Raw genomic sequence first — 26313 nt, 5'->3', positions numbered from 1 at the left:
CTGGTCATAGGCATGGGCGGTGAAGTCCGCTGTCACGATCTTGTCCCGCTTGCCCATCGGGTCAACCGGGCGTTCGCGATAACCGAACTGATCGCCTTTCTTGGCCAGCGACCAATATTCGAAATCGCCCGCGATCGCCTTGCCAGCCAGTCCCTCGAACCCGCCATGTTCGGCAATCAGGCCCAGCAGTCCCAGTTGCAAGGCATAGCCCGCCCTGACCTGTCGGGCGCTGGGCGGCTTGCCGGTCTTGTAATCGATAATGCCCAGCTTGCCATCGGTCAGCCGGTCGATACGGTCAGCCTTGCCCATCAACTCGACCTCGGCAATTTTGGCATGCCCTTCCTGCTCGACCGCCAGGATGACGCGCCCTTCGGCCTTGTCCTGCGCCACTTCCGCCGCGATCCATCGGATGGCTTCGATCAGGCGCGGTTGCCACAATGCCTTCAACAAAGGATGCACTTCGGGCCGGTCGAACATGGCGCGCGCGCGCCGCTCCAGATCGGCGGGGTCCAGCGTCCCCGCTTCGGCCCAATGCTGCAATATCTCATGCACCGCCGTCCCGCGCCATGCCGGTCCGGCGTCGGCGTCCACCGGGTCCAGCCGCGCCAGTTTCAGCACGCGGCGGGCGTAGAAGGCAAAGGGATCGGCCTTCAACCGATCGACATCGGTCACCGGAATGACGCGGGGTCGCACGGCCGCAGGTGGTGATGGTGCGGGGCGATCGGCCGGACGATGTCCAGCGGGCGCGTCCATCGACCGGGCCAGCGCGGCATAGCGATCTGCCGTTTTCCATTGCGGCCCCGCCATAGCCTTCAGCCGCAGCCAGAAACGCGACGCCACGGCCGGACCGCCGCTACCGCGCCGCGCACGGGTGATCAGGACATGCGGCGCGCCCAAGGCGCTGGCGAAATCATGCGCGGCGCGGCCGATGCGCATTTCCAGCCCCGGCAGGCCCAGTTCCCGCCTGATGCGAGGCGCCAGCCATGGATCGGGCGATGGCAGGCCCGGCCATGTCCCTTCGTTCAGGCCGCCTAATATCATCACATCCGCCTGCGTCAGCTGCGCTTCGATCAGGCCCAGTATCGCGATGCGCGGATGCCCGCCCTGTGGCGGTCGCACCGACACGCCGCCCAGCATGTGATCCAGCATCACCGGCAGGGCGCGGGGATCGGCCTGACGCGGGCCTTCGGTCGCTGCGCCTTCCATTTCCGCGAACAGATCGGCGGCGGCATGGCCCTGATGCCCGGACCACACGGCATCGCCCGACAAAGCGGATGCCTGTTCCCGCAACGCCGCAAGCTGCCCGCCCAGATCGGTTGCGCTGGCAAATGCCGTCTCCAGCGGCTCCAGCAAAGCCCGCGCCTGCGGCCACCATGCGCGCACCTGATCGCGCAGCCCCCTCTGCCGGTCGTCGTCGCGCGGGTTCAGCAACAGGTCGATGCCCTGCAATCCGGCCTGCGGACGCGGCCCCCGCAACAACAGGTCCAGCGCGCGCACCCCTTCCAGCCAGCCAAGCCGTTCCGGCCCGCGCATGACGAGCGGATGTTTCAGCAGGGTGAGCAAGGGCACGGGGGCAAATCGTTCCGCGACGACTTCCGCCATGGCGATCAGCAACGTGCCGGGCGGCAGGCGGGACAGGGCCGTCCCGGCGCTGTCGTCCGCGTCGATCCCCCAACGGCGCAGATGCGCCGATACGCGGGTCGCCAGCTGCCGATCCGGCGTCACCAGGGCGGCGGTGCGTTCCGGCGTTTCCAGCGCCTCGCGCAGCGCGATGGCGATGGCCTGTGCCTCTTCACCCGGCGTCGCGACCTCCAGCGCCTCCACCCCGGCCAGCGACCGGTCGGCGGTCTTCAGGTCGCGCCACCGGCTGGTCAGGCGGGGGGGCAGCATCGCGTTGGAGATATTGCGCCCGCGCACCGCCCGCGCATCATGTTCGCTGCCCCAGCGCCAGTTGGCCACATCCTCCCGCGTCGCGCTCATGCCGTCCAGCAACTGCTTCAACGCATATTGGGGGTGGCTTTCATGCGCCATCGACGGCCGACCGGTGACGGGATCGGGATCGAACGGACCGATCGCATCCCATGCCTCTTCGTCCATATTCTGGTCCAGATTGGCGAAGACCACCATGCCATCGGGCATTTCGGCTATCTGTCGAAGAAGGGCCGCCACGGCCGGCGCGGTCGTCGCGATGCCCGCTGCCACCACAAAGCCGCCGGGCGGCTGTGCGCGCCATCGTGCCGTCAGCCGATCGAACAGCCGATTGCGCCGGTCTGCCAGATCGATGCACCCGATCCGCGCCAGCTCATCGGGCCAACGCGCAATCAGAATTTCGAATATATGGAGGGAGTTCTGCCAATGTTTCGACAGCTCTTCTGAAAGCTCCAGATCACGCAGCGCATGGAGCGGCACACGCTCAACCTGCATCTGGTCCAGCACCGCGCCCAGCGCCTGCCCCAGTAACAGCGCCTGTCCCGCATCGACCTCCGGCTTGGCCGCCTGAACCATGCGTGCAAGGATCATCTGCCGGCGCATCGGCGTTATGGCGGGCGGCACGGCGTCCGTTTCGCCCAGGGGGTCCAGCGCGCCGCCGACCTGTTCGCCAAGGTCGGGATCGCCGATGGCGACCAGACGCGGCAGCAGCAGCCCACCGCCCGACTGCCGCACGAAGGCGTCGCTGACGGCGCGGATCGCGCGGTTGTTGGGCAGCAGCACCATGCCCTGCGCCAGCGCCATGGGATCACCGCGATGCTGGGCCAGCAATCCCGCGACCAGCGCATCGGCAAAGGCGCGATGCGCCGGGATGGTGTAGAGCGCAGGGCGCGCCACATTACCCACGGGCAAGGTCACCCATGGGCCAGCATCGATTCCACGACAGGAATGGCCTGCGGCGTGCCGACGTCGAACCACAGCCCCTGATGCGATACGCCATATAGCCGCCCCGCCTCTATCGCCCGGTTCCAGAAGATGTTGGTGGAAAACACGTCCGACGGCGGATCGACCAGCAGCGACGGCGACATGATCTGAACCCCGGTGAAGACGAAGGGTGCGACATGCGCCGCTTTGCGCCGGGAAAGGCGTCCGGTCGCATCCATATGAAAATCGCCCGGCCCCTTGTGGCAGGTCGCCCGCGCCAGCGGCACCAGCAGCAGCAGCGCATCCATCTTGTCCGGGTTCCACAGACGCTGCATCAGGCCCAGCGTTTCCTGCGGCCCGTCGCCCCACAGATTGTCGCTGTTGGCGCAGAAAAACGGCCGGTCGCCCAGCAATGCCTTCGCCTTGATCAAGCCGCCGCCCGTTTCCAGCAATTTGGCGCGCTCGTCGGAAATGATGAAATCCTGCGGGCATTTGCGCGCCTTCAGATGTGCTTCCACCGTGTCCGCCAGATAATGGACGTTCACCACGACCTTGCTTATGCCGCCCGCTTCCAGCCGGTCGAGCGCATGGTCCATCAACGGCTTGCCCGCGACCTTCACCAGCGGCTTGGGCCGCGTCGCGGTCAACGGTCGCATCCGTTTGCCAAGGCCCGCAGCCATCAGCATCGCGGTATCGATCATTCGGGAACGAACTCCTGCAAGGCCTGATGGCGCTGGTCTGCGGGGATATTGGTGGCGAACCATTGCGCGACCGGCGCCAGCGCGGGATGCGCCAGATCCCGTTCCAGCAACGTCCACATGCGCGGCAGGAACGACAGGTAACGCGGCTTCCCATCGCGTTTCCACAGCCGCGTGAAAATGCCGATGATCTTCGCATTACGTTGCGCGCCCAGCACGGCATAGGCCGCATCGAAATCGGCGGGCGGCGACGCCACCGCCTTGTAATGGGCGATCATTGCGGCTTCGACCGCTACCGGGACATCGCGCCGCGCATCCTGAAGCAGGGAAACGAGGTCATAGGCCGGATGCCCGGCCAGCGCGTCCTGAAAGTCGAGCAGGCCCAGGCCATGGGACGCATCGCCATCGATCAGCATGATATTTTCGGCATGATAATCGCGCAGTACGGTCACGACCGGACTGGCCGACTGTTCAACCAGAGGCAAAACGGCGTCCCATGCCGCGACATAGGCATCGGCGCCGACATCCAGACCGACGGCCGGGCAATACCATTCGGTCAGCAATCCGGCTTCGCGCTGATAGACCGCCCGGTCGTACGGAGGCACATCGCCGGGCGGTAATCTGTGCAGGTCGGCCAGCAGGTCGATCGCCCGGGCGTAAACGGCCAGTTCTGCGGCAGGCTCTTCTTCCAGATGCTCCTTGATCCGCAGGTCGCCAAAATCCTCGATCAGGACCAGCCCCTGTTCCAGATCGCGCGCCAATATGCGCGGCGCGGCAAAGCCGTCCTGCAACAGATGTTCGGCAATGGCGATGAAGGGGCGCGGGTCTTCATGCGGCGGCGGCGCGTCCATCAATACGGCGCGTCGTCCGCCATCGATGACGCGGAAATAGCGACGGAAGGATGCATCCCCGGCAAGCGGGACTATGGCGGCATTGCCCCACCCCGCGTCGGCAAGGAAGGCGGGCGCGGTGGCGGGCGGGATCATATCTGGGACCATCGCTCCGTCCAAGCGTCCGGCACGTCCGCTGTCAAGCGTCGCGCGCCATCCCCGGCAAAGTCGATGGTCAAACGCAGCGCATGGCGCCACAGCGCATCGCCCAGCCTGTCGGGCCATTCGATGATCAGCATGCTGTCCATCAGATAATCGCCCAGTGCCAGTTCCTCCGCTTCGGCCGCATCGTCCAGCCGATACAGGTCGACATGCGCGACCGGCAATCGGACATCGGGCACATCATAGGGCTGGACGATCGCGAAGCTGGGACTGGGCGCTTCGCCTTCCAGCCCCAGAGCCTCCAGCATGCCGCGCGCCAGCGTCGTCTTGCCGGCGCCCAGTCCGCCTTCCAGAGCGATGACGTCGCCAATCCGGGCATGACCCGCTATCCGTCGCCCCAGATCGAGCATGGCGTCCTCGCCATTCAGCAGCATGTCGCGATCAGCCACGCGGCAGCTCGATCACGACCATCGTGCCCTGTCCGGCTTCCGACACCAGTTGCAATGTCCCGCCATGCGCCTCCGCCAGTTGCCGGGCGAGCGGCAGGCCGATGCCGGCCCGTCCGCCGCTGCGCGCCTGTCCGGCACGGACGGCAGGATCGAAAATCGCCGCCTGCTGCGACGCCGTGATGCCGGGGCCGTTATCCGACACGACGATTCGCGCCTTTTCCCCCGTCCCGTCTCCGTGCAGAAGAATGCGGGCGCCCTGCCCGCAATAGCGGATGGCATTTTCCAGCAGATGGTCGATTGCCTGCCCGATCCTGCGCCCATCGCCCTGCACCGCGCCCAGGCTGGGCTTGAGCGCTATTTCAATCTCGATACCCTTTGCGCTGGCATCCAGTCCCATACGCTGGGCGCTGTCTATCGCTACCGCGTTCAGGTCCGTGCGCGTCCGCTCGATCGGCAGCGTACCGACCTCGCCCTGCGTCAGGTCCAACACATTGTCGATCAGCATCGACAGCCGCGTGGTGCTTTGCAGGATGCCGTCGACATAGCTCTTCGCCGCGTCGGGCAGTTCGCCCGCATAGCCCGCGCTCATCATTTCGGCGAAACCCGATATGGTGGTCAGCGGCGTGCGCAGTTCGTAACTCATATTGGTGACGAAGGCGGTCTTGACCTTGTCCGCCTGCTCCAGCGCCTCGTTCCTGTCGCGCAGCACCTGTTCCACGCGCCTGCTGTCCGTCACGTCCAGCATGGTGAACAGCGCATTACCATCGGGCAGCGGAATGGCGGCAAATTCGAAAATCCGGCCATCGGCAAAGCCGACATGGCCCATCCGCTGCTTGCGCTCTACCGTGGCGGCGCGCACCAGTTCGCGCACCAGATTGGCCTGCTGCGGTTTCGCCAGCTGCGCCTGCACCGCGCGCATCAGATCGTCGATGCGCGGATGGCTCGCCAGCAGATCTTCCGTCGCGCCCCAGATCGACCGGAAACGGCTGTTCCACATTTGCAGCCGCCCGTCGGATGAAAAGACACCGATCGATTCGAACAGATTGTCGAACGTGGCCGTCCGCACCCGCAACAAAGTGTCGCGCGCGCTCGACAACTGAACCTGCTCGGTCCGATCCTCGAATATCAGCAACAGGCCGCCGTCCGGCAACGGCTGGGCATAGACGCGCAGATGCGTACCGTCCTGCAACAGCCAGTTTTCTTCCATCGGCATGGGCGACAGGAACCATTGCCGACGTTCAGCGCGCCAAGCGGGAAAATCCCGATGTTCGGGCAGGCGGCGGGCATCACGCATCTGGTCCAGCACCCGTTCGAACAGCGGCGCGTCGGTCAGCGCGTCCTGACGCAGGCCGAAAAGGCTGATGAAGGGCTGGTTCCAGAAGCGCAGCGCCCGGTCCGGCCCGAAGCGGGCAACGCCTGCCGACAACCGGTCCAGCAGATCGCGCTGGGCCATTTCCAGTCGGCGATGCTCCGTGCGCGCCTGTTCCAGTTCATGCTGGTCGACGGCATAGCCCGCAACGCCCGCCGCGCCCAACGGCACATCGACGACGCGCATCGTCCGTCGCTCGCCATCGATCGTCGCGGGCACCATGCGCTCTATTGGCTCATCGCGGGCCATGGCATCGGCGGCCGCGGCTTCGGGCGTCAGCCCTGCGACCGTCTCCACCAGTTCGGTGCCGTTGGTGATCACATCCGCCGCGCCCGGCGCGTCCACCGCCCGGACATAGGCGCTGTTGACGAGGCTGAGGCGAAGGTCGGGCGTGCGGTGCCACATCGGGAATGGCGCCGCTTCCACCAGTCCCGCCAGCGCCTCCAGCGCCTCGCGCAGCTGTTCCACATGTCCGCGCAGCGACTGAATTTCCGCCTGACTATCGGTCGCGTCGAAAATCCACAGGATCACGCCGCCGCTCTCGGCCATCCCCGGCCCGGCAGGCGCCCCGCGCACCAACAGCAGCCGGTTCGATCCATGACCGCGCACCGGCAGCGCGAAACTCTTGCCCGCGCGCTGCGCCGACGCGATTTCCTGCGCCAGCGCGGCGGCATCTTCGGGTTCCAGCCCGCCATCGGCCGCCGTCAGTTCGGACGCGAAAGTCGGCACCCGCGCCTTGCCCAGCCATTTGGCAAGGCGATCGGCCGCTTCCAGCCGTCCGTCGGGATGAATGATGATCGGTGCGGCGGGCGCTGACGCCAGCAGGGTTGTGAGCCGATCGAGTTTGCCCTGTGCCTGCGTACCTTCGCGCCGCATGCGCTGGCCGCTCGTCAGCGCCCATAGCGCCGCGCCCAGCCATCCGGCCAGAACCACGCCGAATATGATCGCGGCATAGGGGGACAATGTCGTCATGACATCCGCCCTCCGGCCCGCCGAACCTTTCTGTCCCTGTTCATAACCCGGTCCGGCCTAAACCAGAACGGTGGCATCGGGAAGGCGCCTGACAATAAAAAAGGGGAAGGCGTCGCCGCCTCCCCCTTCTTCGATCCTTCGATCATCGCTGCTTAATAGCGATAGTGATCCGGCTTGAACGGCCCTTCCACCGGCACGCCGATATAGTCGGCCTGCTTTTGCGACAGGGTGGTCAGCTTCACGCCCAGCTTTTCGAGGTGCAGCGCAGCGACCTTTTCGTCCAAATGCTTGGGCAGGACGTAAACGTCGTTCTGATACTGCTCGCTACGGGTCCACAGTTCGATCTGGGCCAGCGTCTGGTTGGTGAAGCTGGCCGACATCACGAAGCTGGGGTGGCCGGTGGCGTTGCCCAGGTTGACCAGACGGCCCTTTGAAAGGACGATGATCTTCTTGCCGTCGGGGAATTCGACTTCGTCGACCTGCGGCTTGATTTCGGTCCACTTCATGTTCGACAGACCGGCAATTTCGATTTCACTGTCGAAATGGCCGATGTTCGACACGATCGCCATATTCTTCATTGCGCGCATGTGATCGACGGTCAGGACGCCTTCGTTGCCGGTCGCGGTAACGAAGATGTCGGCGCGCGGCGCGGCCTCTTCCATCGTGACGACTTCATAACCTTCCATCGCGGCCTGAAGCGCGCAGATGGGGTCGATTTCGGTCACCAGAACGCGGGCGCCGCCATTGCGCAGCGAAGCGGCCGAACCCTTGCCGACGTCGCCAAAGCCCGCGACGCAGGCAACCTTGCCGGCCAGCATGACGTCGGTGCCGCGACGGATCGCGTCGACCAGCGATTCCTTGCAGCCATACAGATTGTCGAACTTCGACTTGGTGACGCTGTCGTTCACGTTGATCGCCGGGAAGGGCAGCTTGCCCTTCTTCGAAAGTTCATACAGGCGATGGACGCCGGTGGTGGTTTCTTCCGACACGCCCTTGATCGACTGGACGGTCTTGGTCAGGAAACCGGGGCGTTCGGCCAGAACGCGCTTCAGTACGGCGCAGAAGATTTCCTCTTCTTCGTTCGACGGCGTGAACAGCTCTTCACCCGCTTCGACGCGCGCGCCCCACAGCGCGAACATGGTGGCATCGCCGCCATCGTCCAGGATCAGGTTGCAGACGCCCGAATCGTCATTGTGCCAGTCGAAGATGCGTTCGACATAGTCCCAATATTCCTGCAGCGTTTCGCCCTTCACGGCGAAAACCGGCACGCCCGACGCGGCGATGGCGGCGGCGGCATGGTCCTGCGTCGAATAGATGTTGCAGGTCGCCCAGCGCACCTGCGCGCCCAGCGCCGTCAGCGTTTCGATCAGCACGGCGGTCTGGATCGTCATATGCAGCGAACCGGTGATGCGCGCGCCCTTCAGCGGCTGCGATGCCCCGAATTCGGCGCGCAGCGCCATCAGGCCGGGCATTTCAGTTTCGGCGATCTCGATTTCCTTGCGACCAAAGGCGGCAAGGCCGATGTCCGCGATCACATAATCCTGCGCCTGAGTGGCGGGTGCGGTGGCCACGATCATATCTCCGTTCAGCTAAAGATGGGCCCGTCCCCGACCGATGCCGGGAAAGGGCGATGGGATGCGCCTTACCAACCAGCAAAGCCCATGGCAACTTATATAAAGATTTCTTTATGTCCGATACATGACGGCTCAGGCCGATCCCGCACCCGACACCAGATGCGATGCGTCCACGCCCGAAGCGGCATAGGCGGCCGCCCATTTCCGGCGCGTCGGCACATCGAACAACAGGTCCGGGTCGCCATCGGCCAGAAACCAGCTATCCCCTGTCATTTCCTGTTCCAGCTGCCCTGCGCCCCAACCGGCATAGCCCAGCGCGACCAGATAGCGGCTTGGCCCCCGGCCTTCCGCAATCGCCCGCAATATGTCGAGCGATCCGGACAGGCCCCACCGGTCGCCCACCTGCACCATGTCCTGACCGCCCCAATCCAGCGAATGAAGGACGAAACCCCGACGCGGTTCGACCGGCCCGCCGCGCAGAACCGGCACATCCGGCACCTGACTGCCATCGATGTCGAAACTCTCCAGCAGTTCGCGCAGCGTGATCCCTTCCATCTCATCGCCCACCGCGATGCCCAGCGCGCCATTTTCGTCATGCACGCACAGCGCGACCACCGAATGGTCGAACCGCGCGTCCGCCATGCCAGGAAGGGCGAGCAGAAAATGCCCGCCATAATAATGCGCTGCTGCCGTCTGTGCCTTGCTCATCCTTCGAATATAAGCGGCCGCTTATGCTTGCCAAGCACGCACGTCGCAGCTTTCGGGCGCTGCAACAGGTTCGGCCGCGCCATAATCCTTGACAGCGACGCCGCAAGGCCCGACCTCCGCCACCGACATAGTCCAAGGAGGCACAAGTCATGACCATTTCCAAGGGCGATCGCCTGCCCAGCACCACCTTCACCAAAATGACCGAAAACGGCCCCGAAGCCGTTGCTTCGGACGATTATTTCGCTGGCAAGACCGTCGCGATCTTCTCGGTCCCCGGCGCCTTCACCCCGACCTGCTCGGCCAAGCATCTGCCCGGCTTCATCGACAAGAGCGAAGATCTCAAGGCCAAGGGCGTCGACGAAATCGCCTGCACCGCCGTCAACGACGCTTTCGTCATGGGCGCGTGGGGCAAATCGGCCGGCGCCGATGGCAAGGTGACGATGCTCGCCGACGGCAATGGCGATTTCGCGCAGGCCGTGGGCCTGACCATGGACGGCAGCAAGTTCGGCCTCGGCACCCGTGGCCAGCGTTTCTCGATGATCGTCAAGGACGGCGTCATCGCCGAACTGAACGTCGAAGCGCCGGGCGATTTCAAGGTTTCCTCGGCCGACCACATGCTGGAACAGCTCTGACTTTTGTTGATGGTGGCGCGACATCGTTGCGCCACCATCACACGACGTCTTCCTTCCGTCACGCAAAGGCGGTAACAGGGGGCGATGACACAAAGCATCGGCAGCAAGGCGGTCGCACAGCTCGACCAGATTTATCAGACATCCATCGAAAATTTGCGCGAAGCGATGCGCGGCTACGCCCGCGATGGCAGCGTACCCCCGCGGGAGGCGAAGACCGACCGGCGTTATTGCTATCCCGAACTGCGGATCATCTACCGCGGTGACAGCGACGCGCCCCCGCCGGGCCGCTCCTTCGCCCGCCTGTCGAAGCCGGGCCGCTACACCACCACCATCACCCGCCCCGCGATGTTCGCCGATTACCTCGCCGAACAGATCGACCTTCTGGTCCGCGATTATGGGGTGGAGGTCGAAACGGGTCTTAGCGAACAGCCCATCCCCTTTCCCTATGTGCTGGACGGGCTGGACATCAACGCGCTGGACGGCACGCCGCCAACCGAACTCGCCCGCCATTTCCCCGCCACCGAACTGGCGGAGATCGGCGACGAGATCGCGGACGGCCTGTTCACGCCCGACATGGACGGCGATCGGCCGCTCGCGCTGTTCGACGGGCTGCGGACCGACTTTTCGCTCGCGCGGCTGAAACATTATACCGGCACGCCTGCCGAACATGTGCAACGCTATATCCTGTTCACCAACTATCACCGCTATGTCGATGAATTTGTTGCCTGGGCCTGCGCCGAATTGCAGCGGGACGGCAGCCGCTATACGGCGCTATCTGGCGCCGGCGGCGTTTACGTCACGCCCGAAACCGCCGACCCGGCGCAGATGATCGCCGACAGCGCATGGCGGCGGCACCAGATGCCCGCCTATCACCTGATCGCGCCCGATCGCAGCGGCATCACGCTGGTCAATATCGGCGTCGGACCGTCCAATGCCAAGACGATCTGCGACCATCTGGCCGTCGTGCGGCCGGAAGCATGGCTGATGATCGGCCATTGCGGCGGCCTGCGTCCCAGCCAGCGGATCGGCGACTATGTGCTGGCGCACGCGTATCTGCGCGACGATCATGTGCTGGACGAAATGCTGCCACCGGAAATTCCGGTGCCTGCCATTGCGGAGGTTCAGGTCGCCATGGCGCAGGCCGCCGAAGCGATACTGGGTCAGGGAGATCCGGAAGATTTCAAGCGCCGCCTGCGCACCGGCACCGTCGTCACCACCGACGACCGCAACTGGGAATTGCGCTATTCCAGCTCCGCCCTGCGGTTCAGCCTGTCGCGCGCGGTGGGGATCGACATGGAATCGGCCACCATCGCGGCGCAGGGCTATCGCTTCCGCGTTCCCTACGGCACGCTTCTTTGCGTGTCGGACAAACCGATCCATGGCGAACTCAAACTGCCGGGGCAGGCGAACCGTTTCTATGAAGAAGCCATCGCCAGCCATCTGCGCGTCGGCCTGATGACTTGCGAACTTTTGCGGGAAGAAGGCGCGAAACTGCACAGTCGCAAATTGCGCGCGTTCAACGAACCGCCGTTCCGTTAAGGCTGAACCGGCCGTCGGCGCATCACGACCGACGGTCGGCCTGTCAGGCTGCGGCCTGCCAGATGCTGATGCGGTCCTTGCCGTCCTTCTTGGCGGTGTAGAGCGCCGCATCGGCCCGTGCGATCATATCTTCCAAGTTGCCGTCGCTCTCCAGCAATTCCGCAACGCCGAAACTGGCGCGCAAACCGGCTTCGGGGTATCGCGGCAGGCTGAGCAGGCTGACCTCCGTCCGCACCCGTTCCATGACGTCGGCGGCGGCCTCGGCGCTGCTGTCCATCAGCAGCAATCCGAATTCGTCGCCGCCCATGCGCCCGACCACATCCCCGCGCCGCACCGCGCTCGTCAGCAATTTCGCAAAGCCCTTGAGCGCCTGATCCCCGGCCAGATGGCCGTGCCCATCGTTCAGCGCCTTGAACCCGTCCAGATCGCACACCACCAGTGCCAGCGACCGTCCGTGCCGCCGCGACAGGGCCATGGCCGCCTCACCCGCTTCGTCCAGTCCACGACGATTGAGCACCTGCGTCAGCGGGTCGTGCCGTATCTGCATGCGCAGCTGTTGCGCCAGATCGCCTGCAACCACCAGAACCGCGGTCACGGCCGTCGCGACATAGATGGTCGGCATGAAGATGCTGAATATCAGGCGATAGACTTCCTTGCCGATCTCCGGACCCCGAATCAGGAAGGACGCGCCCGCCAGCGACAGCTGGACCAGCACGAACGCCAGCAAGGCCACGAAAAACGCCAGTTCCGGCGGGGTGAACCGCCGTCCCCGCGCCCACAGCGATACCGCGCTGACGGCCAGCAGCACGCCGACATAGGCCGGGATGATCAGGCCTTGCATGATCTGGCTGCCCACCGGGCCGATCGCCAGCGCCATGGCCAGCGTGACGATGGCGGCAGGAATGACGAAGGCGATCAGGCGCAGGGGTTTTCCCGACCGCTGTCGAACGCCGATGGCCAGCAAAGACCCGCTGATGATCAGGCCCACGCCGGTCACGATGAACCAGCCGGGGCTTTTCAGGAAAAATCCGGCCGCATTGGCCATCCATTGCAACATCCCCACCGCATAGGATGCGGTCCATGTCAGGACATGGCGTTGCCGCCCGAAATGCTGCCACGCCAGCGCCAGAGCGATGGTCATGACAGTGGCCGTTCCGAACAACAGGGATAAAAGTATGGCTGCCGCGTTCATACGGCAGCCATTTACCAAGATTTACTCCGACTTACCAGCCGCAAGACTTGCCTTTATTTTGCGTAATCAACCACTTCTGCAATGGAGCGAAATAATTGACCAGTGCCTTGCCCGACATTTTCCTGCTGCCGGTGAAGGCCTGCAGCGCATCGGGCCAGGGCTTTGACGCGCCCATTTTCAACATCGCGTCAAGTTTGGCGCCTACTGCCTTGTTACCATAGAAGGAACAGCGGTGGAGCGGCCCCTTCCATCCGGCCTGCTTGCATGCCGCTTCATAGAATTGGAACTGCAACACGCGCGCCAGGAAATAGCGGGTATAGGGCGTATTGCCAGGGATGTGGAACTTGGCCCCCGCGTCGAATTTCGTCTCGTCACGGGACACGGGCGGCACGATGCCCTGATACTGACGGCGCAGGTCGTCCCAGCCCTTTTCATACTGACCCTGCGGAATCGATCCGTCGAACACGCCCCAGCGCCATTTGTCGATCAGCAGGCCGAATGGCAGAAACGCCACCTTGTCCATCGCCTGATGCAGCAGCAGGCCCAGATCCTTGTCCGCGCCCGGCACCTTGGACTGGTCCAGTAGGCCGATCTTCACCAGATAATCGGGCGTGATCGACAGGGCGATGAAATCGCCGATCGCTTCATGGAAACCGTCATTCGCGCCGTCCAGATAGAGCGGCTTCTGGATCTGATAGGCGCGCTGATAATAATTATGGCCCAGTTCGTGATGGATGGTGACGAAATCGTCGCCATTCACCTTGGTGCACATCTTGATCCGGATGTCGTCCTTATTGTCCAGATCCCATGCCGATGCGTGGCAGATGACTTCGCGGTCGCGCGGTTTTGTGATCTGCGACCGTTCCCAGAAGGTCTGCGGCAACGGCGTGAAGCCCAGCGAGCTGTAGAACCCCTCGCCCGCCTTCACCATCTTGACCGGGTCATATCCCTTGGCCTTGAGCAGGTCCGTGGTGTCGAAACCCAGATCGCCCGCGCCCTGCGGCGCCACGACATCATAGATATTGCCCCATTCCTGCGCCCACATATTGCCCAGCAGGTCGGCGCGGATCGGCCCGGTCTTCGCCTGCACCCCATCGCCATATTTCTCGTTCAGCTTGGTGCGGGTATAGCAATGCAGGTCGTCGTAAAGCGGCTTCACCTCTGCCCAGATCTTGTCGGTCAGCTTCGCGAAATCGTCGGCGGGCATGTCATATTTGGACCGCCACATCGCCCCCGTATCGGCAAAGCCCAGTTCCTTGGACCCTGCATTGGCGATGCCGACCAGCTTGCTGTAATCCGCCCGCATCGGCGCGCCGACATTGTCGTGCCAGCTGGTCCACATTTCCTTGAGTTCATCGGGGTTGCGGTTGATCCCCATCTGCTCTTCGATGTCGCTGCCGTTGATCGGCTGCCCTTTCAGCGTCCCTTTGCCCTTGCCATAGGTGGACTGGAGCCGCGTCGCCAGATCGTTCAGTTCCTCCGCAGCCCCCGGCGTCGTGGGCGCAGGCAGCGTCAGCGCGGTGCGCAGCAGCGTCAGCCGCCGCTTCGTCTCTTCCGAAAGACCCGGCGCGGTTGCGAACTTCGCCGCTTCCAGTGCGAAATCGACCCGCTGCTTCGTGTCGATCGCGCCGAAATAGGATGCGATCGCGTCGGTATCATCGGTGATATAGGTCGAATTGATCCATGCCGCGCGACCGCTGACGATCGACTGGTCGAACAGGCTTTTTTCCGCCTTGGTCAGAAAAGCTTCGGCCTGCGCCGCGGTCGGCGCAGCGGCGGGTGCCTGCTGCGCCATAACCGGCGAAACCGTAATGGCGGCCGCCAGCGCGGCCAGCGAAATAGCGATTTTCATGGAAGTCCCCTATTGGCTTATGGGCCATAGGTGACTTGGTGCAGCGATACAGTCAAGCCGTCAGGAAATCGACCATCGCCTGCCCCAGTTCCTTGCGGGTGACGGCGTTCATATGATTGCCCGGTATCTCGACATAACGACCGTTGGGCAATGCATCGACCAGTTCCTGCGCAATGCCGTTGTCCTGATCGTCCGCGCCGCAAATCACCTCGGTCGGCTGCTGGAAACCGGCGATCACCGCCTCATCCGTATCGACGAAGGTATTGAGGATATGCAGCATGGCCACCGGATCGCCCTTGGTGGTCTTCAGGAATGCTTCGGTCATCCATTCCGACGTCCCGCGTTCGAACGTGCCAAGGTTGGTCAGCACCCGCTTGTAATAGCCGCCCTTGTCCAGCGTCTTGGTCAGGCCACGCAGCCCCATGCCCGCCAATATCACCCGGCGCGGCGCCGCTCCGCGCGCCAGCATCCGCACCGTCGTCCGCGCACCCAGCGAATAGCCGCCCAGATCATAGTCGGTCAGCCCCATCTGTTCGACCAGCGCCAGATTGTCGTCGGTCAGCGCGTCGGGCGGATAGGCGGCGGCGTCATGCGGCTTGCCGCTTTCGCCATGACCGCGCAGGTCGGGCAGGATCAGGCGAAATCCCGCCTCCACCAGCTTCGCCGCATGGCCATAACGAATCCAGTTGGTCCAGGCGTTGGAGAAATAGCCATGGATCAGGACGAGATCGCGGCTATCGTCCGTCTTGGCACCCACCACATGCACCGCGATGGGCAGCCCGTCCCGTCCTTCAATGTCATGGCGTTCGATAGGAAGGTCGGTCATCGGGGCAAGTCCTTATGGGGCGAATGGCCCTGCCGATATGGTGTCATCCCCGGCGGCGCAAGAGTGCGATGACGGCAATCGTCGCGCCAGCCTGCGCAACGGCCATATCCTTCTGCGCGTCCCACACGTCACCCTGCTGGCCGTTATAATAGTCCGCCGTCTCGCCCGCCGCGATGACACTCAGCAACCATTCGAAGATTTCATAGATCGCGCTGCCAAGGCCGATGGCCGCAAAGGCGAAACTCAAGCTCCACCCCCATGACAGTCCGCCATAGCGCCGCGCACTCTCTGCAACCGGCAAGGTCAGCAACGCGCCGAAGGAAAAATGCACCAGCCGGTCATAACCGTTGCGGGTCATGCCCAAGAGGCGGGAAATGTCATGGCCGATGACGGCCTGCGCCCAGTCGTCATAGGGCACATAGCTGTAGATCCACCGCGCGCCGAACGTATGGAGCAGCAGGAACAGCCAGATACAGCCTACAGCAGCATTGGAAAGCGGCCAGCGTCGCAACATCCACGGCGCGGAACATATGAGCACAATCGTCGGCCCATGCTGGAGCGGCGCGAGATCGGGAAAGGGTTGCGCGACATTGGCAAGGCCGACGGCGGCCAGCAGCGCAAGGATCATCCGGCGCTGCGCGTGTGAAAGAACCTTCCACATCGCGACAGCGCCGGAGATCATGAGCGGGCCTTAGCCCTTTTTGAGGTGGCGACGGCCCAGCAGTTCAGCGATCTGTACCGCGTTCAGCGCGGCACCTTTACGCAGGTTATCGCTGACGCACCACAAATTGAGGCCGTTTTCGATGGTCGAATCCTCACGCACGCGGCTGATGAAGGTCGCGAAATCGCCCACGCATTCGATCGGCGTGATATATCCGCCATCTTCGCGCTTATCGACCAGCATGATGCCCGGCGCTTCACGCAGGATATTCTGCGCTTCTTCCGCCGACAGCTCGTTTTCGAACTCGATGTTGATCGATTCCGAATGGCCGACGAACACCGGCACGCGCACGCAGGTCGCCGTGACCTTCACCTTGGGGTCGAGGATCTTCTTGGTTTCCGCGACCATCTTCCATTCTTCCTTGGTCGAACCATCGTCCAGGAACACGTCGATATGCGGGATCACGTTGAAGGCGATCTGCTTGGTGAACTTCTTCGGCTCCGCCGGATCGCCGACGAAGATGTTGCGCGACTGTTCGAACAGTTCGTCCATGCCCGCCTTGCCCGCGCCGGACACCGACTGATATGTCGATACGACCACGCGCTTGATCTTCGCGGCGTCATGCAGCGGCTTCAGCGCAACAACCATCTGCGCGGTCGAACAGTTCGGGTTCGCGATGATGTTCTTCTTTACATATCCATCGATCGCGTCCGGGTTCACTTCCGGCACGATCAGCGGCACGTCGGGGTCCATGCGATAAAGCGAGCTGTTATCGATCACGATGCAGCCGGCCGCCGCCGCCTTGGGCGCATATTCCGCCGTCGGGCCGCTGCCCGCCGCGAACAGGGCGATGTCCCACCCGGTGAAATCGAAATGTTCAATATTTTTGCATTTGAGGATCTTACCCGTTTCACCGAAATCAATGTCGGTGCCGGTGGACCGGGGCGATGCAACCGCCGCGATCTCGTCAATCGGGAACTCGCGCTCGGCAAGAATGGTCAGCATTTCGCGGCCCACATTACCAGTGGCACCAACGACGACGACCTTGTAACCCATGACTAAAGTCTCCACTTCAACGCATAATTGCGGACTGCGCGCCATAGCGATGTGGCCGCATTTGTCCAGAAAGAAGGGCTTTGCTGCTGCAAAGCCCTCCATTAGCGTAATTTTATTTCGATCGTGCGTTGTCCGGTGCAGGCCCGCCCGCCTGCTCCGCCAGAAACTTTTCGATCGTGGTCCACAGATGGACGCTGATGCCCGGCCCGCCGACACGATGCGTCTGCCCCGGATAGGCCATCATCTGGAACGGCACCGCCGCGCCCTGCATCTTCGCCATCAGCGCGGTGGCATTTTCGAACACCACATTGTCGTCCGACATACCGTGGATCAGTAGCATCGGATCGCTGATCTTCACCGCCTCATCCACCGCGCCGGACGCCGGGTAAGCGCTGGGCTTATCTTGCGGCTTGCCCAGATAGCGTTCGGTATAATGGGTGTCGTACAGTTCCCACTTCGTCACCGGCGCGCCCGATACGGCGGCGGCGAACACACCCGGTGCCTTTTCCAGCAGCTTCAGCGACATATATCCGCCATAGGACCAGCCATAGGTCGCGATCCGTTTGGGATCGACAAAGGGCTGCGCCTTCAGCCATTCCACGCCCTTCAACTGGTCATCGACCTCCACCGTGCCCATGGCGCGATAGAGCTGATCCTCGAACGCCTTGCCGCGATCGGGCGTGCCGCGATTGTCGATGGCGAAGACGATCCAGCCGCGATCGACCAGATACTGGTTCAGCGCGCCCGACCATGTGTTGGTCACCTGACGCCCGCCGCCCGGCCCGCCATAATGGATCATGAACACGGGGTATCGTTTCCCCGGCTCCATCACCGGTGTCATGATCTTGGTATAGAGCGTCGATCCGTCCGCCGCCTTCACCGTGCCGAACGTCGTCTTCACATGGCTGGCGACATAGGGCGCGTAGGGATGATTGCCCGTCAGCGCATTTTCCGACAGCCATTGCAACTGCTTGCCGCTGCTGTCCGCCAGATAGAGCTGCTTGGGCTGATCGACATTCTGCCGCGACACGACGATCCGGCTCGCCGCGCTGTCCATCACCGCATCGTTCCAATAGCCCTTCTGCGTCAGCGCGCGCGCCTGCCCGGCCTTGGCCAGCGACGTCACATAAAGCTGCTGCTCCAGCGGCGTTTCGCGATTGCCGGTGAAGTAGACCAGCCCCCTGGCTTCATCCACGCCCACCACATCGCGCACTTCCCAATCACCACCGGTCAGCGCCGTCCATTTGCCGTCCCTGATGCGATACAGATGCCCATGGCCGGTCTTTTCCGACCACCACAGGAAACTGCCGTCCTTCAACGCATGGAAATTGCTCGACAGGTTGATCCAGCTTTTCGCCGTCTCCGTCAGAACGACCTTCGCCTTGCCCGTCGCGGGATCGACCGCCAGCAGATCGAGCCGCTTCTGATCCCGGCTTTCACGCTGCACATAAAGCGTCCGACCATCCTTCGACCAGTTTACGCGGGCGAGGTAGACGTCCTTCTCCGCGCCCAGATCGACCTGCACCTGACCGCTGCCATCCGGCTTCATGACGAACAGGTCGACTATGGCGTTGGGCGTCCCCGCCGCGGGATAGCGCTGCTGATAGACCTTGGTTCCTTCGCCGCCGATGGCGGTCCGGGTCACGATCCCCACCGGGCTTTCATCCACCCGCGCCACCGCAATCCGTGCGTCGTCGGGCGACCACCAGTAACCCGTGCGCCGGTCCATCTCCTCCTGCGCGACAAATTCGGCCATGCCCCAGCTCAGCGTATCGCTGGCGCCCTGCGTCAATTGCCGTTCCTGCCCGCCGATCGGCTGCGTAAACAGATTGCCGCCCCGCACGAACGACACGAAGCCGCCCTTGGGGCTGACCACACCGTTCAGTTCCCCATCCGGCGTATCGGTCAGCCGCTGCACCTTCCCGTCCAGCGCCGCTAGATACAGGTCGCCATCGACCGGCACCAATATGCTTTTCCCATCGGGCGACCAGTCATAGCCGGTGATGCCGGTGCTGCCCGCAACGCTGCGGTCCCGCTCCCGCTGCATCTTTTCCGCTTCGGACAGCTCCGCTCCGCTGCCGGTCTTCTTCGAATCCACCAGCATTCGTTCCGCGCCGGTCCGCGTATCGACCGCCCACAGGTCCAGCCGCTCCTTCTCGTCCGCACGGGGCTTCAACAGCGTCACCAGCGATCCGTCCGGCGACAGCTTCAACGCACGCGGCTGCGGCCCGGCGAGATCGGGGCTGGCGAACACACGCTCCAGCGTCAGCTTTTCCTGCGCATCGGCAATCGTGACGGGAAGCAGCAGCAACGCGCCGACGGCCGCGCCACATTTCAGATAGGGAAGCATGATGATCCTTTCCGGTCGGCGCAGAAACGCCGCATAACGTCGCACGGCTTAGCGCGACGAATAAGAAAAGATCAATGCCGGGAAATAAACTGTCCTGCCATCCTCGCCTTGGGAGGATGGTGGGCGCGACAGGGATTGAACCTGTGACCCCACCCGTGTGAAGGGTGTGCTCTACCGCTGAGCTACGCGCCCCCTGTAAGGAGGAGGCGGCCTTTGGCACCCGCGGCGCACCCTGTCAACATGCTGTTATGGATTTGATGCAAAATGCTTTCGCTTGCGGTCCGACACTGCTTATAAAAGCGTGGCAAACTCCGGAGTGACTTTATCCATGCGTCGAATTTCCGTTTTCCTGATGACCGGCCTGCTGCTCACCACGCTGGCGGCCTGCAATACCGTTCAGGGCGTTGGCCGCGACATCGAATCGGTCGGCCGCGCTGGCAAAGACGCCATGCGCTGATCCGTTTTACTGGAGGATGCGGCCGACCACGGTCGCCTTCTTGCGCAATTGCACACCGTCGCAACCCGGTTCGCCGCATTCGCAGCTTTCGATGGTGTAACGCACCCCGCACATAACCAGCACATCCTGATCGAACGAGTAGTTGGAAATACCCGCCCGCTCGACCTTTTCCTGGGCCCTGGCCTTGAGAGACATGTGCGTCCTCACCTTCGAAAATGGATAATGGATCATTGATGGTGCAATGCACAATGTCAATTGACCGTTCCCTGCTTTCGCACCGGATTGAAACAATATTGTCGCCGAAATGAAACGCTCTGGCCGGTCGCCGCCCGCGACTTGCACCACGCGGCACGGCGTCCCATATGCCGCCCCATGAACGACCAACGCAGCTCTTCCATGCCGGTATGGCATGGCACCACCATCATGTCCGTCCGCAAGAATGGAAAGGTCGTCGTCGCCGGCGATGGTCAGGTTTCCATGGGTCAGACGGTGATGAAGCCCAATGCCCGTAAAGTCCGCCGCCTACATGACGGCTCCGTCATCGGCGGTTTCGCAGGCGCCACCGCCGACGCCTTCACCCTGTTCGAACGGCTGGAGGCGAAGCTGGAGCGCCATAATGGCCAGCTGATGCGCGCGGCCGTCGAACTGGCCAAGGACTGGCGGACCGACAAATATCTGCGCAACCTGGAAGCGATGATGATCGTCGCGGACAAGGATGTGACCCTGATCCTGACCGGCAATGGCGACGTGCTCGAACCTCTTGGCGGCGTCGCCGCCATCGGCTCAGGCGGCAACTATGCGCTGGCCGCCGCCCGCGCACTGGTGGAATATGAGGAAGACGCCGAAACCCTCGCTCGCAAGGCGATGGGCGTCGCCGCCGACATCTGCGTCTACACCAATGACCAGCTGACCATCGAAACGCTCGACAGCGCCAACTGAGAATTCAAGAAAAGATCATGAACGACAACCTGACCCCCAAAGCCATCGTCGCCGCGCTGGACGCGCACATCATCGGCCAGCATGACGCCAAGCGCGCCGTTGCGGTTGCGCTGCGTAACCGCTGGCGCCGCCAGCACCTGCCCGCCGATCTGCGGGATGAGGTTACGCCCAAGAATATCCTGATGATCGGGCCGACGGGCTGCGGCAAAACTGAGATCAGCCGTCGCCTCGCCAAGCTGGCCGACGCCCCCTTCGTCAAGGTCGAAGCCACAAAGTTCACCGAAGTCGGCTATGTCGGCCGCGACGTCGAACAGATCGTCCGCGATCTGGTGGAAGAAGCCGTCCGCCTTGAAAAGGATCGCCGCCGCGAAGCCGTGCGCGAAGCCGCGTCCGAAGCCGCCATGGCCCGCCTGCTCGACGCGCTGACCGGCAAGGAAGCCAGCGAAGCCACGCGCCTGTCCTTCCGCCAGAAGATCGAAAATGATCAGATGAACGATGTGGAGGTTGAGGTGGAGGTCGCCGACAGCCCCTCCATGCCGATGGAAATCCCCGGCATGGGCGGCCAGATGGGCATGATCAACCTGTCCGATATGATGTCCAAGGCGTTCGGCCAGCAACAGAAGAAGCGCCGCAAGATGCGCGTTGCCGAAGCCTGGGACAAGCTGGTCGAGGAAGAACAGGACAAGCGGCTGGATCAGGACGACGTCGCCCGCGTCGCCATCACCAGCGCGGAACAGAATGGCATCGTCTTCCTCGACGAAATCGACAAGATCGCGGTCAGCGACGTGCGCGGCGGCTCCGTCAGCCGCGAGGGCGTACAGCGCGACCTGCTGCCGCTGATCGAAGGCACCACCGTGTCGACCAAATATGGCCCGCTCAAAACCGACCATATCCTCTTCATCGCATCCGGCGCCTGTCATGTGGCAAAGCCCAGCGACCTGCTGCCCGAACTACAGGGTCGCCTGCCGATTCGCGTGGAGTTGAAGGCCCTGACGGAGGAAGATTTCGTCGCCATCCTTTCCGACACGAAGGCCAGCCTCGTCGCCCAATATCGCGCGCTGCTCGCAACGGAAGAAGTCACGATCGACCTGACGCCCGAAGGCATCCGCGCCGTCGCAAAGATCGCGGCGGACGTGAACAGCGAAGTCGAAAATATCGGCGCACGCCGCCTTCAGACGGTGATGGAAAAGCTGCTGGAGGATGTCAGCTTCGAAGCGGAGGATCGCCGCGGCGAAACGCTGGTGATCGATCAGGCCTATGTCGACAGGCAGCTGTCGGCCGTCGCCCACGACACCGACCTCAGCAAATATGTGCTGTAAATTTCAGCTCCCCCTCCCATAAACGGGAGGGGATTAGGGGGTGGGCCTGCGCAGCGTTGCAACTGCCCACCCCGCTGCGACTAAATTCGCTTTCGGCTCATTCAGTCTCGCCCCCTCCCGTTCATGGAAGGGGGGCCTTTAATCTCAGTAGCTCCGCCCCACCAGCACGCGCTCGACAGCCGCGCCGCCGGTAAAGATGCACGCACCGTCCGCCGCATCCGCATCGGTCGGCACGTTGCGCAGCGTCAGCTTTTCGCCCTTCAGCCACTGAACGACCTTTTCCAGTTCCGCACCCGTCGGCTTGGCCCACTGAACCAATGCCCAGCCGGGATTCTTGCTGGCTTTGAAATAGGCCTTCAACGCATCCAGATCGGTGATCGACCGGTCGATATTGCCATCCAGACGCGCCTTCGCGTCGGCGAACAGCGAAGCCTGCACATCCTCCAGCATCGCCACCGCGCCACTCACAAAGTCACCCTTGGCGACGATCTGGCTGTCGAGCTTGCCATCTGCGCGATACAGGCGGTCGCGGCGGATGACCGACACGTTGCCGCCCGCGACGTCGCGTCCGCCAACCTCGATCACGACCGGCGCGCCCTTCTTCACCCAGCCCCAGCGCTTGTTGGCCGCCTTGGCAGGGCGCTTGTCCAGCAACGCGCGGACCGGTTCGCGAAACGCGTCCAGACCGTTCAACTGGTTCACCAGATCGGTGCAATAATCGACGATTGCGGCGTCTTCTTCGGTATCGCGCAGCATCGGCACCACGACCACCTGATAGGGCGCGACACGCGGCGGCACGCGCAGTCCGTCGTCATCGCCATGCACCATGATCAGGCCGCCGATCATGCGGGTGGACATGCCCCAACTGGTCGTCTGCACCAGTTCCTGTTGCCCTTCGGCATTCTGGAACTTGATATTCTGCGCCTGGCTGAACGTCGTGCCCAGGAAGTGCGACGTGCCCGCCTGCAACGCCTTGCCATCCTGCATCATCGCTTCGATAGAATAGGTCGCGACCGCGCCGGGGAAGCGTTCATTCTCCGGCTTCTCGCCCGCCACCACGGGCAGCCCGACGCATTCCTCGGCAAAGCTGCGATAGACTTCCAGCATCTTCATCGTTTCTTCCATCGCCTCGTCGACGGTGGAATGCGCGGTATGCCCTTCCTGCCACAGGAACTCGCTGGTGCGCAGGAACATGCGCGTGCGCATTTCCCAGCGCACGACATTGGCCCACTGGTTGATCAGCACCGGCAGGTCGCGCCAGCTCTGCACCCAACGGCTGAACGCCGCGCCGATCACGGTTTCCGACGTCGGCCGCACGACCAGCGGTTCTTCCAGCTTCGCGTCGGGGTCCGGCACCATCTTGCCGTCCTTCTGGATCAGGCGATGATGGGTGACGACCGCCATTTCCTTGGCAAAGCCGTCGACATGCTCGGCTTCCTTCTCGAAATAGCTGAGCGGGATGAACAGCGGGAAATAGCAGTTTTCATGCCCCGTCTGCTTGATCCGCGCGTCCAGCAACGTCTGGATGCGTTCCCATATGCCATAGCCCCATGGGCGGATGACCATGCACCCGCGCACGCCGCTTTCCTCGGCCATATCGGCTTCGGTGATGACGGCCTGATACCAGGCGGCGAAATCCTGTTCGCGGGTGACGTTAAGGGCGTGCTTCACTTGGGTATCGACCTTCTGGGAAACGGAGAAAATATGACGCGCGCCATAGGCCAGACGCGCCATCCCTGTCGACCCCCAGAAACTCCCCTGTATCGTAAAGCAGCCCGCGATCGGTCAGCGCAGGATCGTTCAGGCCGCCAAGGTCAACCCAAGTTCGGTCAGGCCCACGTTCGGTCAGACCACATCCGCGCCCAGCCGCTCCAGCCACGCCTTCGCCTGCCTGGGTTCACCCACGGCATCGGCGGCGGCGGGGCCACGCGCCGCCATGAACTCGGCATGCAGCGCAAATGGCTCAATGCCCAGCGTATCGCGCATGGCGTCGATCTTGCCCGCCAGTTCCTCCAGTGCGGCAATCACCGGCGCGGCTTTCGCCCGCGCCGCCTTGTCTTTCTGATGATCGAACAGTCCCCAGCGCCCGGCGGCGGTCACCCGCAACGCGTCGATCAGCGCCGCGCGATATTCCGCCTCCACCTCTTCACGCCGGGCGTCGAGCCGCTCCAGCCGATCCGCCTTCGCCATTGTTTCAGGTCAGCTTGTCGATCTTCGCATTCAGCGCAGCCAGCTGCGCCTTCAGGTCGTTGATCTCTTCATCCTTGCTGCCTTCCGATGCAGCGGCAGCGGGCGAAGAGGGCGTACCCGGCATGCCCGGCACGCCATTGCCGAATGCGCTCGCGGCCGCCTCGAACATCTGCATGTTGCGCTTGGCGATTTCGGCCAGCGGCCCGCCGCCGAACGCGCCCTTCATCGCTTCCTGAAACTGCTGCTGGTTCTTGCGGAATGCGTCCATCGACGCTTCCAGATATTGCGGCACCATCGACTGCATGGAATCGCCGTACATGGCGATCAGCTGGCGCAGGAAGTTGACGGGCAGCATATTCTTGCCGCGCTGTTCTTCTTCCATGATGATCTGGGTCAGGACATTATGGGTGATGTCCTCGCCGGTCTTGGCGTCCACCACCACGAACTCCCTGCCCTCGCGCGTCATCTGCGACAGCAGGTCCAGCGTGATATAGCTCGAAGTTTCGGTATTATAGAGCCGCCTGTTGGCGTACTTCTTGATGATGACCGGTTCCGATTCACTGACGGTCTTAGATTTGGCCATGGATTCCTCTCCCACACCTGCACATATCGCATTAGCACAAGGGCATGCCGCACCGCAACATGGGCCGCGGCCTTTACCCCTTTTTCTCAATATTTTATGGCGCGAAACGCAAAGCGATCCTGATCTGCGCCGTCGCGCTTTCGCGGGCCTGCGCAAATATCAGGAGGCGATCCGCCCGCCCGCGCCGCCGCAACCGCGCTGCATCGCCAGCGCGGGACCGGCGCGCCTGCTTGGATATGGCGCGGCAAATGACGGATTTCCTGTCATTTTCATCCCCTCACTGATCAATCCGCCACAGGTGCTGGACCTGTCGGAAAGCCGATCCTTGCTGCGCCACATGGCTGCAGCAGGGCATGACGCCTATCTGGTCGACTGGGGTACGCCCGGTCCCGCTGACGCCATGCTCGGCCTTGACGGTCATATCACCCGGCGGCTGCTCCCCATGCTGTCCGCCCTGCCCCGCCCGCCGATACTGGTGGGCTATTGCCTTGGCGGCACGCTGGCGCTGGGGGCCGCAGCATTGCGGGATTTTCCCGCCGTCGCCACCATCGCCGCGCCATGGCATTTCGATGCCTTTCCCACGCCCGATCTGGATCTGATCGCCGGCCTGTGGCGCGGCGCTGCCCCAATGTGCGAAAGGACCGGCTATGTCCCGATGGAAATATTGCAGTCGGGCTTCTGGGCCATGGACCCGGCGCGCACCATCGTCAAATATGCGGCCTTCGCCGATGTCGATCCGGGATCGGACGCTGAACGGGCTTTTCTGTCTGTGGAAGATTGGGCCAATGGCGGCGCGCCGCTCACCTTCGCCGCGGGCCGCGACCTGTTCGATCGCCTCTATGCGGCGAACATGACCGGCAATGGTGAGTGGCGCATCGGCGACACGCTCGTCGATCCATCGTCCCTGACCTGCCCCACCCTGTCGATCGTATCGACCAGCGACCGCATCGTGCCTGCCGCCGCCGGACCGCATCTGCGGGAAGAACGACGCTTCTCCCTTGGCCATGTGGGCATGGTGGTGGGCGGCCGCGCCCGCGAAATGCTTTGGGAACCGCTCTCGCTTTGGCTTTCCAGCCATGGCGGTTGATGGTATTGCGCCTGC

At 63.2% G+C, this 26313-nt stretch carries 23 protein-coding genes and 1 tRNA gene; 6 read left to right on the top strand and 18 right to left on the bottom strand.

The window, feature by feature from the left end:
- The 7 genes from addB to ACOJSJ_RS01895 form a co-directional block, all read right to left on the bottom strand.
- Positions 1 to 2835 (bottom strand): double-strand break repair protein AddB (addB, locus tag ACOJSJ_RS01925; protein WP_420143298.1); only part of this gene is annotated, 2835 nt, incomplete at its 3' end.
- A gap of 8 nt (positions 2836 to 2843) precedes the next feature.
- Complete coding sequence (locus ACOJSJ_RS01920) at positions 2844 to 3554, bottom strand: nucleotidyltransferase family protein (protein WP_420143290.1); 711 nt, start codon at positions 3552 to 3554, stop codon at positions 2844 to 2846.
- Entirely contained in the window at positions 3551 to 4537 is a 987-nt protein-coding gene (locus tag ACOJSJ_RS01915) for an aminoglycoside phosphotransferase family protein (protein WP_420143289.1), read from the bottom strand. Before ACOJSJ_RS01915 ends, ACOJSJ_RS01920 begins: the two co-directional genes overlap by 4 nt.
- A complete protein-coding gene (tsaE, locus tag ACOJSJ_RS01910; protein WP_420143297.1) occupies positions 4534 to 4977 on the bottom strand; it encodes a tRNA (adenosine(37)-N6)-threonylcarbamoyltransferase complex ATPase subunit type 1 TsaE in 444 nt (147 codons plus the stop codon). The genes ACOJSJ_RS01915 and tsaE overlap by 4 nt, the downstream gene beginning before the upstream one ends.
- Before the next feature lie 7 nt (positions 4978 to 4984).
- Entirely contained in the window at positions 4985 to 7333 is a 2349-nt protein-coding gene (locus ACOJSJ_RS01905) for a PAS-domain containing protein (protein ID WP_420143288.1), read from the bottom strand.
- Positions 7334 to 7485: 152 nt separating this feature from the next.
- On the bottom strand, positions 7486 to 8910 hold the full coding sequence (gene ahcY, locus ACOJSJ_RS01900; protein WP_420143287.1) for an adenosylhomocysteinase: 1425 nt from the start codon (positions 8908 to 8910) through the stop codon (positions 7486 to 7488).
- A gap of 129 nt (positions 8911 to 9039) precedes the next feature.
- Entirely contained in the window at positions 9040 to 9615 is a 576-nt protein-coding gene (locus tag ACOJSJ_RS01895) for a YqgE/AlgH family protein (protein WP_420143286.1), read from the bottom strand.
- Positions 9616 to 9764: 149 nt separating this feature from the next.
- Here ACOJSJ_RS01895 and ACOJSJ_RS01890 point away from each other — a divergent pair, with 149 nt between their 5' ends.
- Positions 9765 to 10247, top strand: a complete 483-nt coding sequence (locus ACOJSJ_RS01890; protein WP_420143285.1) for a peroxiredoxin — start codon at positions 9765 to 9767, stop codon at positions 10245 to 10247.
- Between the two features lie 84 nt (positions 10248 to 10331).
- Positions 10332 to 11786: an AMP nucleosidase gene (locus tag ACOJSJ_RS01885; RefSeq protein WP_420143284.1), complete on the top strand. Its 1455-nt coding sequence runs from the start codon at positions 10332 to 10334 to the stop codon at positions 11784 to 11786.
- Between the two features lie 43 nt (positions 11787 to 11829).
- Here the strand turns inward: ACOJSJ_RS01885 and ACOJSJ_RS01880 are convergent, their stop codons facing one another.
- The 7 genes from ACOJSJ_RS01880 to ACOJSJ_RS01850 form a co-directional block, all read right to left on the bottom strand.
- A complete protein-coding gene (locus ACOJSJ_RS01880; protein WP_420143283.1) occupies positions 11830 to 12927 on the bottom strand; it encodes a diguanylate cyclase in 1098 nt (365 codons plus the stop codon).
- 82 nt (positions 12928 to 13009) lie between these two features.
- The gene (locus ACOJSJ_RS01875) at positions 13010 to 14830 is read right to left on the bottom strand and encodes a M2 family metallopeptidase (RefSeq protein ID WP_420143282.1); all 1821 of its coding nucleotides are present in this window, start codon (positions 14828 to 14830) and stop codon (positions 13010 to 13012) included.
- Between the two features lie 52 nt (positions 14831 to 14882).
- Complete coding sequence (locus ACOJSJ_RS01870; RefSeq protein ID WP_420143281.1) at positions 14883 to 15656, bottom strand: alpha/beta fold hydrolase; 774 nt, start codon at positions 15654 to 15656, stop codon at positions 14883 to 14885.
- A 43-nt stretch (positions 15657 to 15699) separates the two neighbouring features.
- The gene (locus tag ACOJSJ_RS01865) at positions 15700 to 16338 is read right to left on the bottom strand and encodes a DUF2238 domain-containing protein (RefSeq protein WP_420143280.1); all 639 of its coding nucleotides are present in this window, start codon (positions 16336 to 16338) and stop codon (positions 15700 to 15702) included.
- Between the two features lie 9 nt (positions 16339 to 16347).
- Entirely contained in the window at positions 16348 to 17373 is a 1026-nt protein-coding gene (locus tag ACOJSJ_RS01860; RefSeq protein ID WP_420143279.1) for an aspartate-semialdehyde dehydrogenase, read from the bottom strand.
- Positions 17374 to 17485: 112 nt separating this feature from the next.
- Complete coding sequence (locus ACOJSJ_RS01855; protein ID WP_420143278.1) at positions 17486 to 19723, bottom strand: alpha/beta fold hydrolase; 2238 nt, start codon at positions 19721 to 19723, stop codon at positions 17486 to 17488.
- 117 nt (positions 19724 to 19840) lie between these two features.
- Positions 19841 to 19915 (bottom strand) — tRNA-Val (locus ACOJSJ_RS01850).
- Between the two features lie 136 nt (positions 19916 to 20051).
- Between ACOJSJ_RS01850 and ACOJSJ_RS01845 the strand changes: the two genes are divergently transcribed.
- Positions 20052 to 20180, top strand: coding sequence for an entericidin A/B family lipoprotein (locus tag ACOJSJ_RS01845; RefSeq protein WP_420143277.1), 129 nt, complete (start codon positions 20052 to 20054; stop codon positions 20178 to 20180).
- Between the two features lie 6 nt (positions 20181 to 20186).
- Here ACOJSJ_RS01845 and ACOJSJ_RS01840 read toward each other — a convergent pair whose 3' ends face one another.
- Positions 20187 to 20375, bottom strand: coding sequence for a hypothetical protein (locus tag ACOJSJ_RS01840; RefSeq protein ID WP_420143276.1), 189 nt, complete (start codon positions 20373 to 20375; stop codon positions 20187 to 20189).
- A 177-nt stretch (positions 20376 to 20552) separates the two neighbouring features.
- Between ACOJSJ_RS01840 and hslV the strand changes: the two genes are divergently transcribed.
- On the top strand, positions 20553 to 21119 hold the full coding sequence (gene hslV, locus ACOJSJ_RS01835) for an ATP-dependent protease subunit HslV (RefSeq protein WP_093084260.1): 567 nt from the start codon (positions 20553 to 20555) through the stop codon (positions 21117 to 21119).
- Between the two features lie 17 nt (positions 21120 to 21136).
- On the top strand, positions 21137 to 22438 hold the full coding sequence (hslU, locus tag ACOJSJ_RS01830) for an ATP-dependent protease ATPase subunit HslU (protein ID WP_420143275.1): 1302 nt from the start codon (positions 21137 to 21139) through the stop codon (positions 22436 to 22438).
- A 144-nt stretch (positions 22439 to 22582) separates the two neighbouring features.
- Here hslU and proS read toward each other — a convergent pair whose 3' ends face one another.
- The 3 genes from proS to phaR form a co-directional block, all read right to left on the bottom strand.
- Positions 22583 to 24109 (bottom strand): proline--tRNA ligase, encoded by a 1527-nt coding sequence (proS, locus tag ACOJSJ_RS01825; protein WP_420143296.1) that lies wholly within the window; start codon positions 24107 to 24109, stop codon positions 22583 to 22585.
- A 174-nt stretch (positions 24110 to 24283) separates the two neighbouring features.
- Entirely contained in the window at positions 24284 to 24628 is a 345-nt protein-coding gene (locus ACOJSJ_RS01820; RefSeq protein WP_420143274.1) for a hypothetical protein, read from the bottom strand.
- A gap of 4 nt (positions 24629 to 24632) precedes the next feature.
- Positions 24633 to 25211 (bottom strand): polyhydroxyalkanoate synthesis repressor PhaR, encoded by a 579-nt coding sequence (gene phaR / locus ACOJSJ_RS01815; protein WP_420143273.1) that lies wholly within the window; start codon positions 25209 to 25211, stop codon positions 24633 to 24635.
- On the opposite strand from phaR, the gene ACOJSJ_RS01810 reads away from it, so the two are divergent.
- Positions 25210 to 26298, top strand: coding sequence for an alpha/beta hydrolase (locus ACOJSJ_RS01810; protein ID WP_420143272.1), 1089 nt, complete (start codon positions 25210 to 25212; stop codon positions 26296 to 26298). The two genes, phaR and ACOJSJ_RS01810, sit on opposite strands and share 2 nt — an antisense overlap.
- Positions 26299 to 26313 lie beyond the last annotated feature (15 nt).

Origin of the sequence: Sphingobium sp. (assembly GCF_048594625.1) — a bacterium.
Classification (GTDB): domain Bacteria; phylum Pseudomonadota; class Alphaproteobacteria; order Sphingomonadales; family Sphingomonadaceae; genus Sphingobium.
Note: the sequence above shows the minus strand (reverse complement) of the source record. Positions and strands in the feature narration are given on the sequence as shown.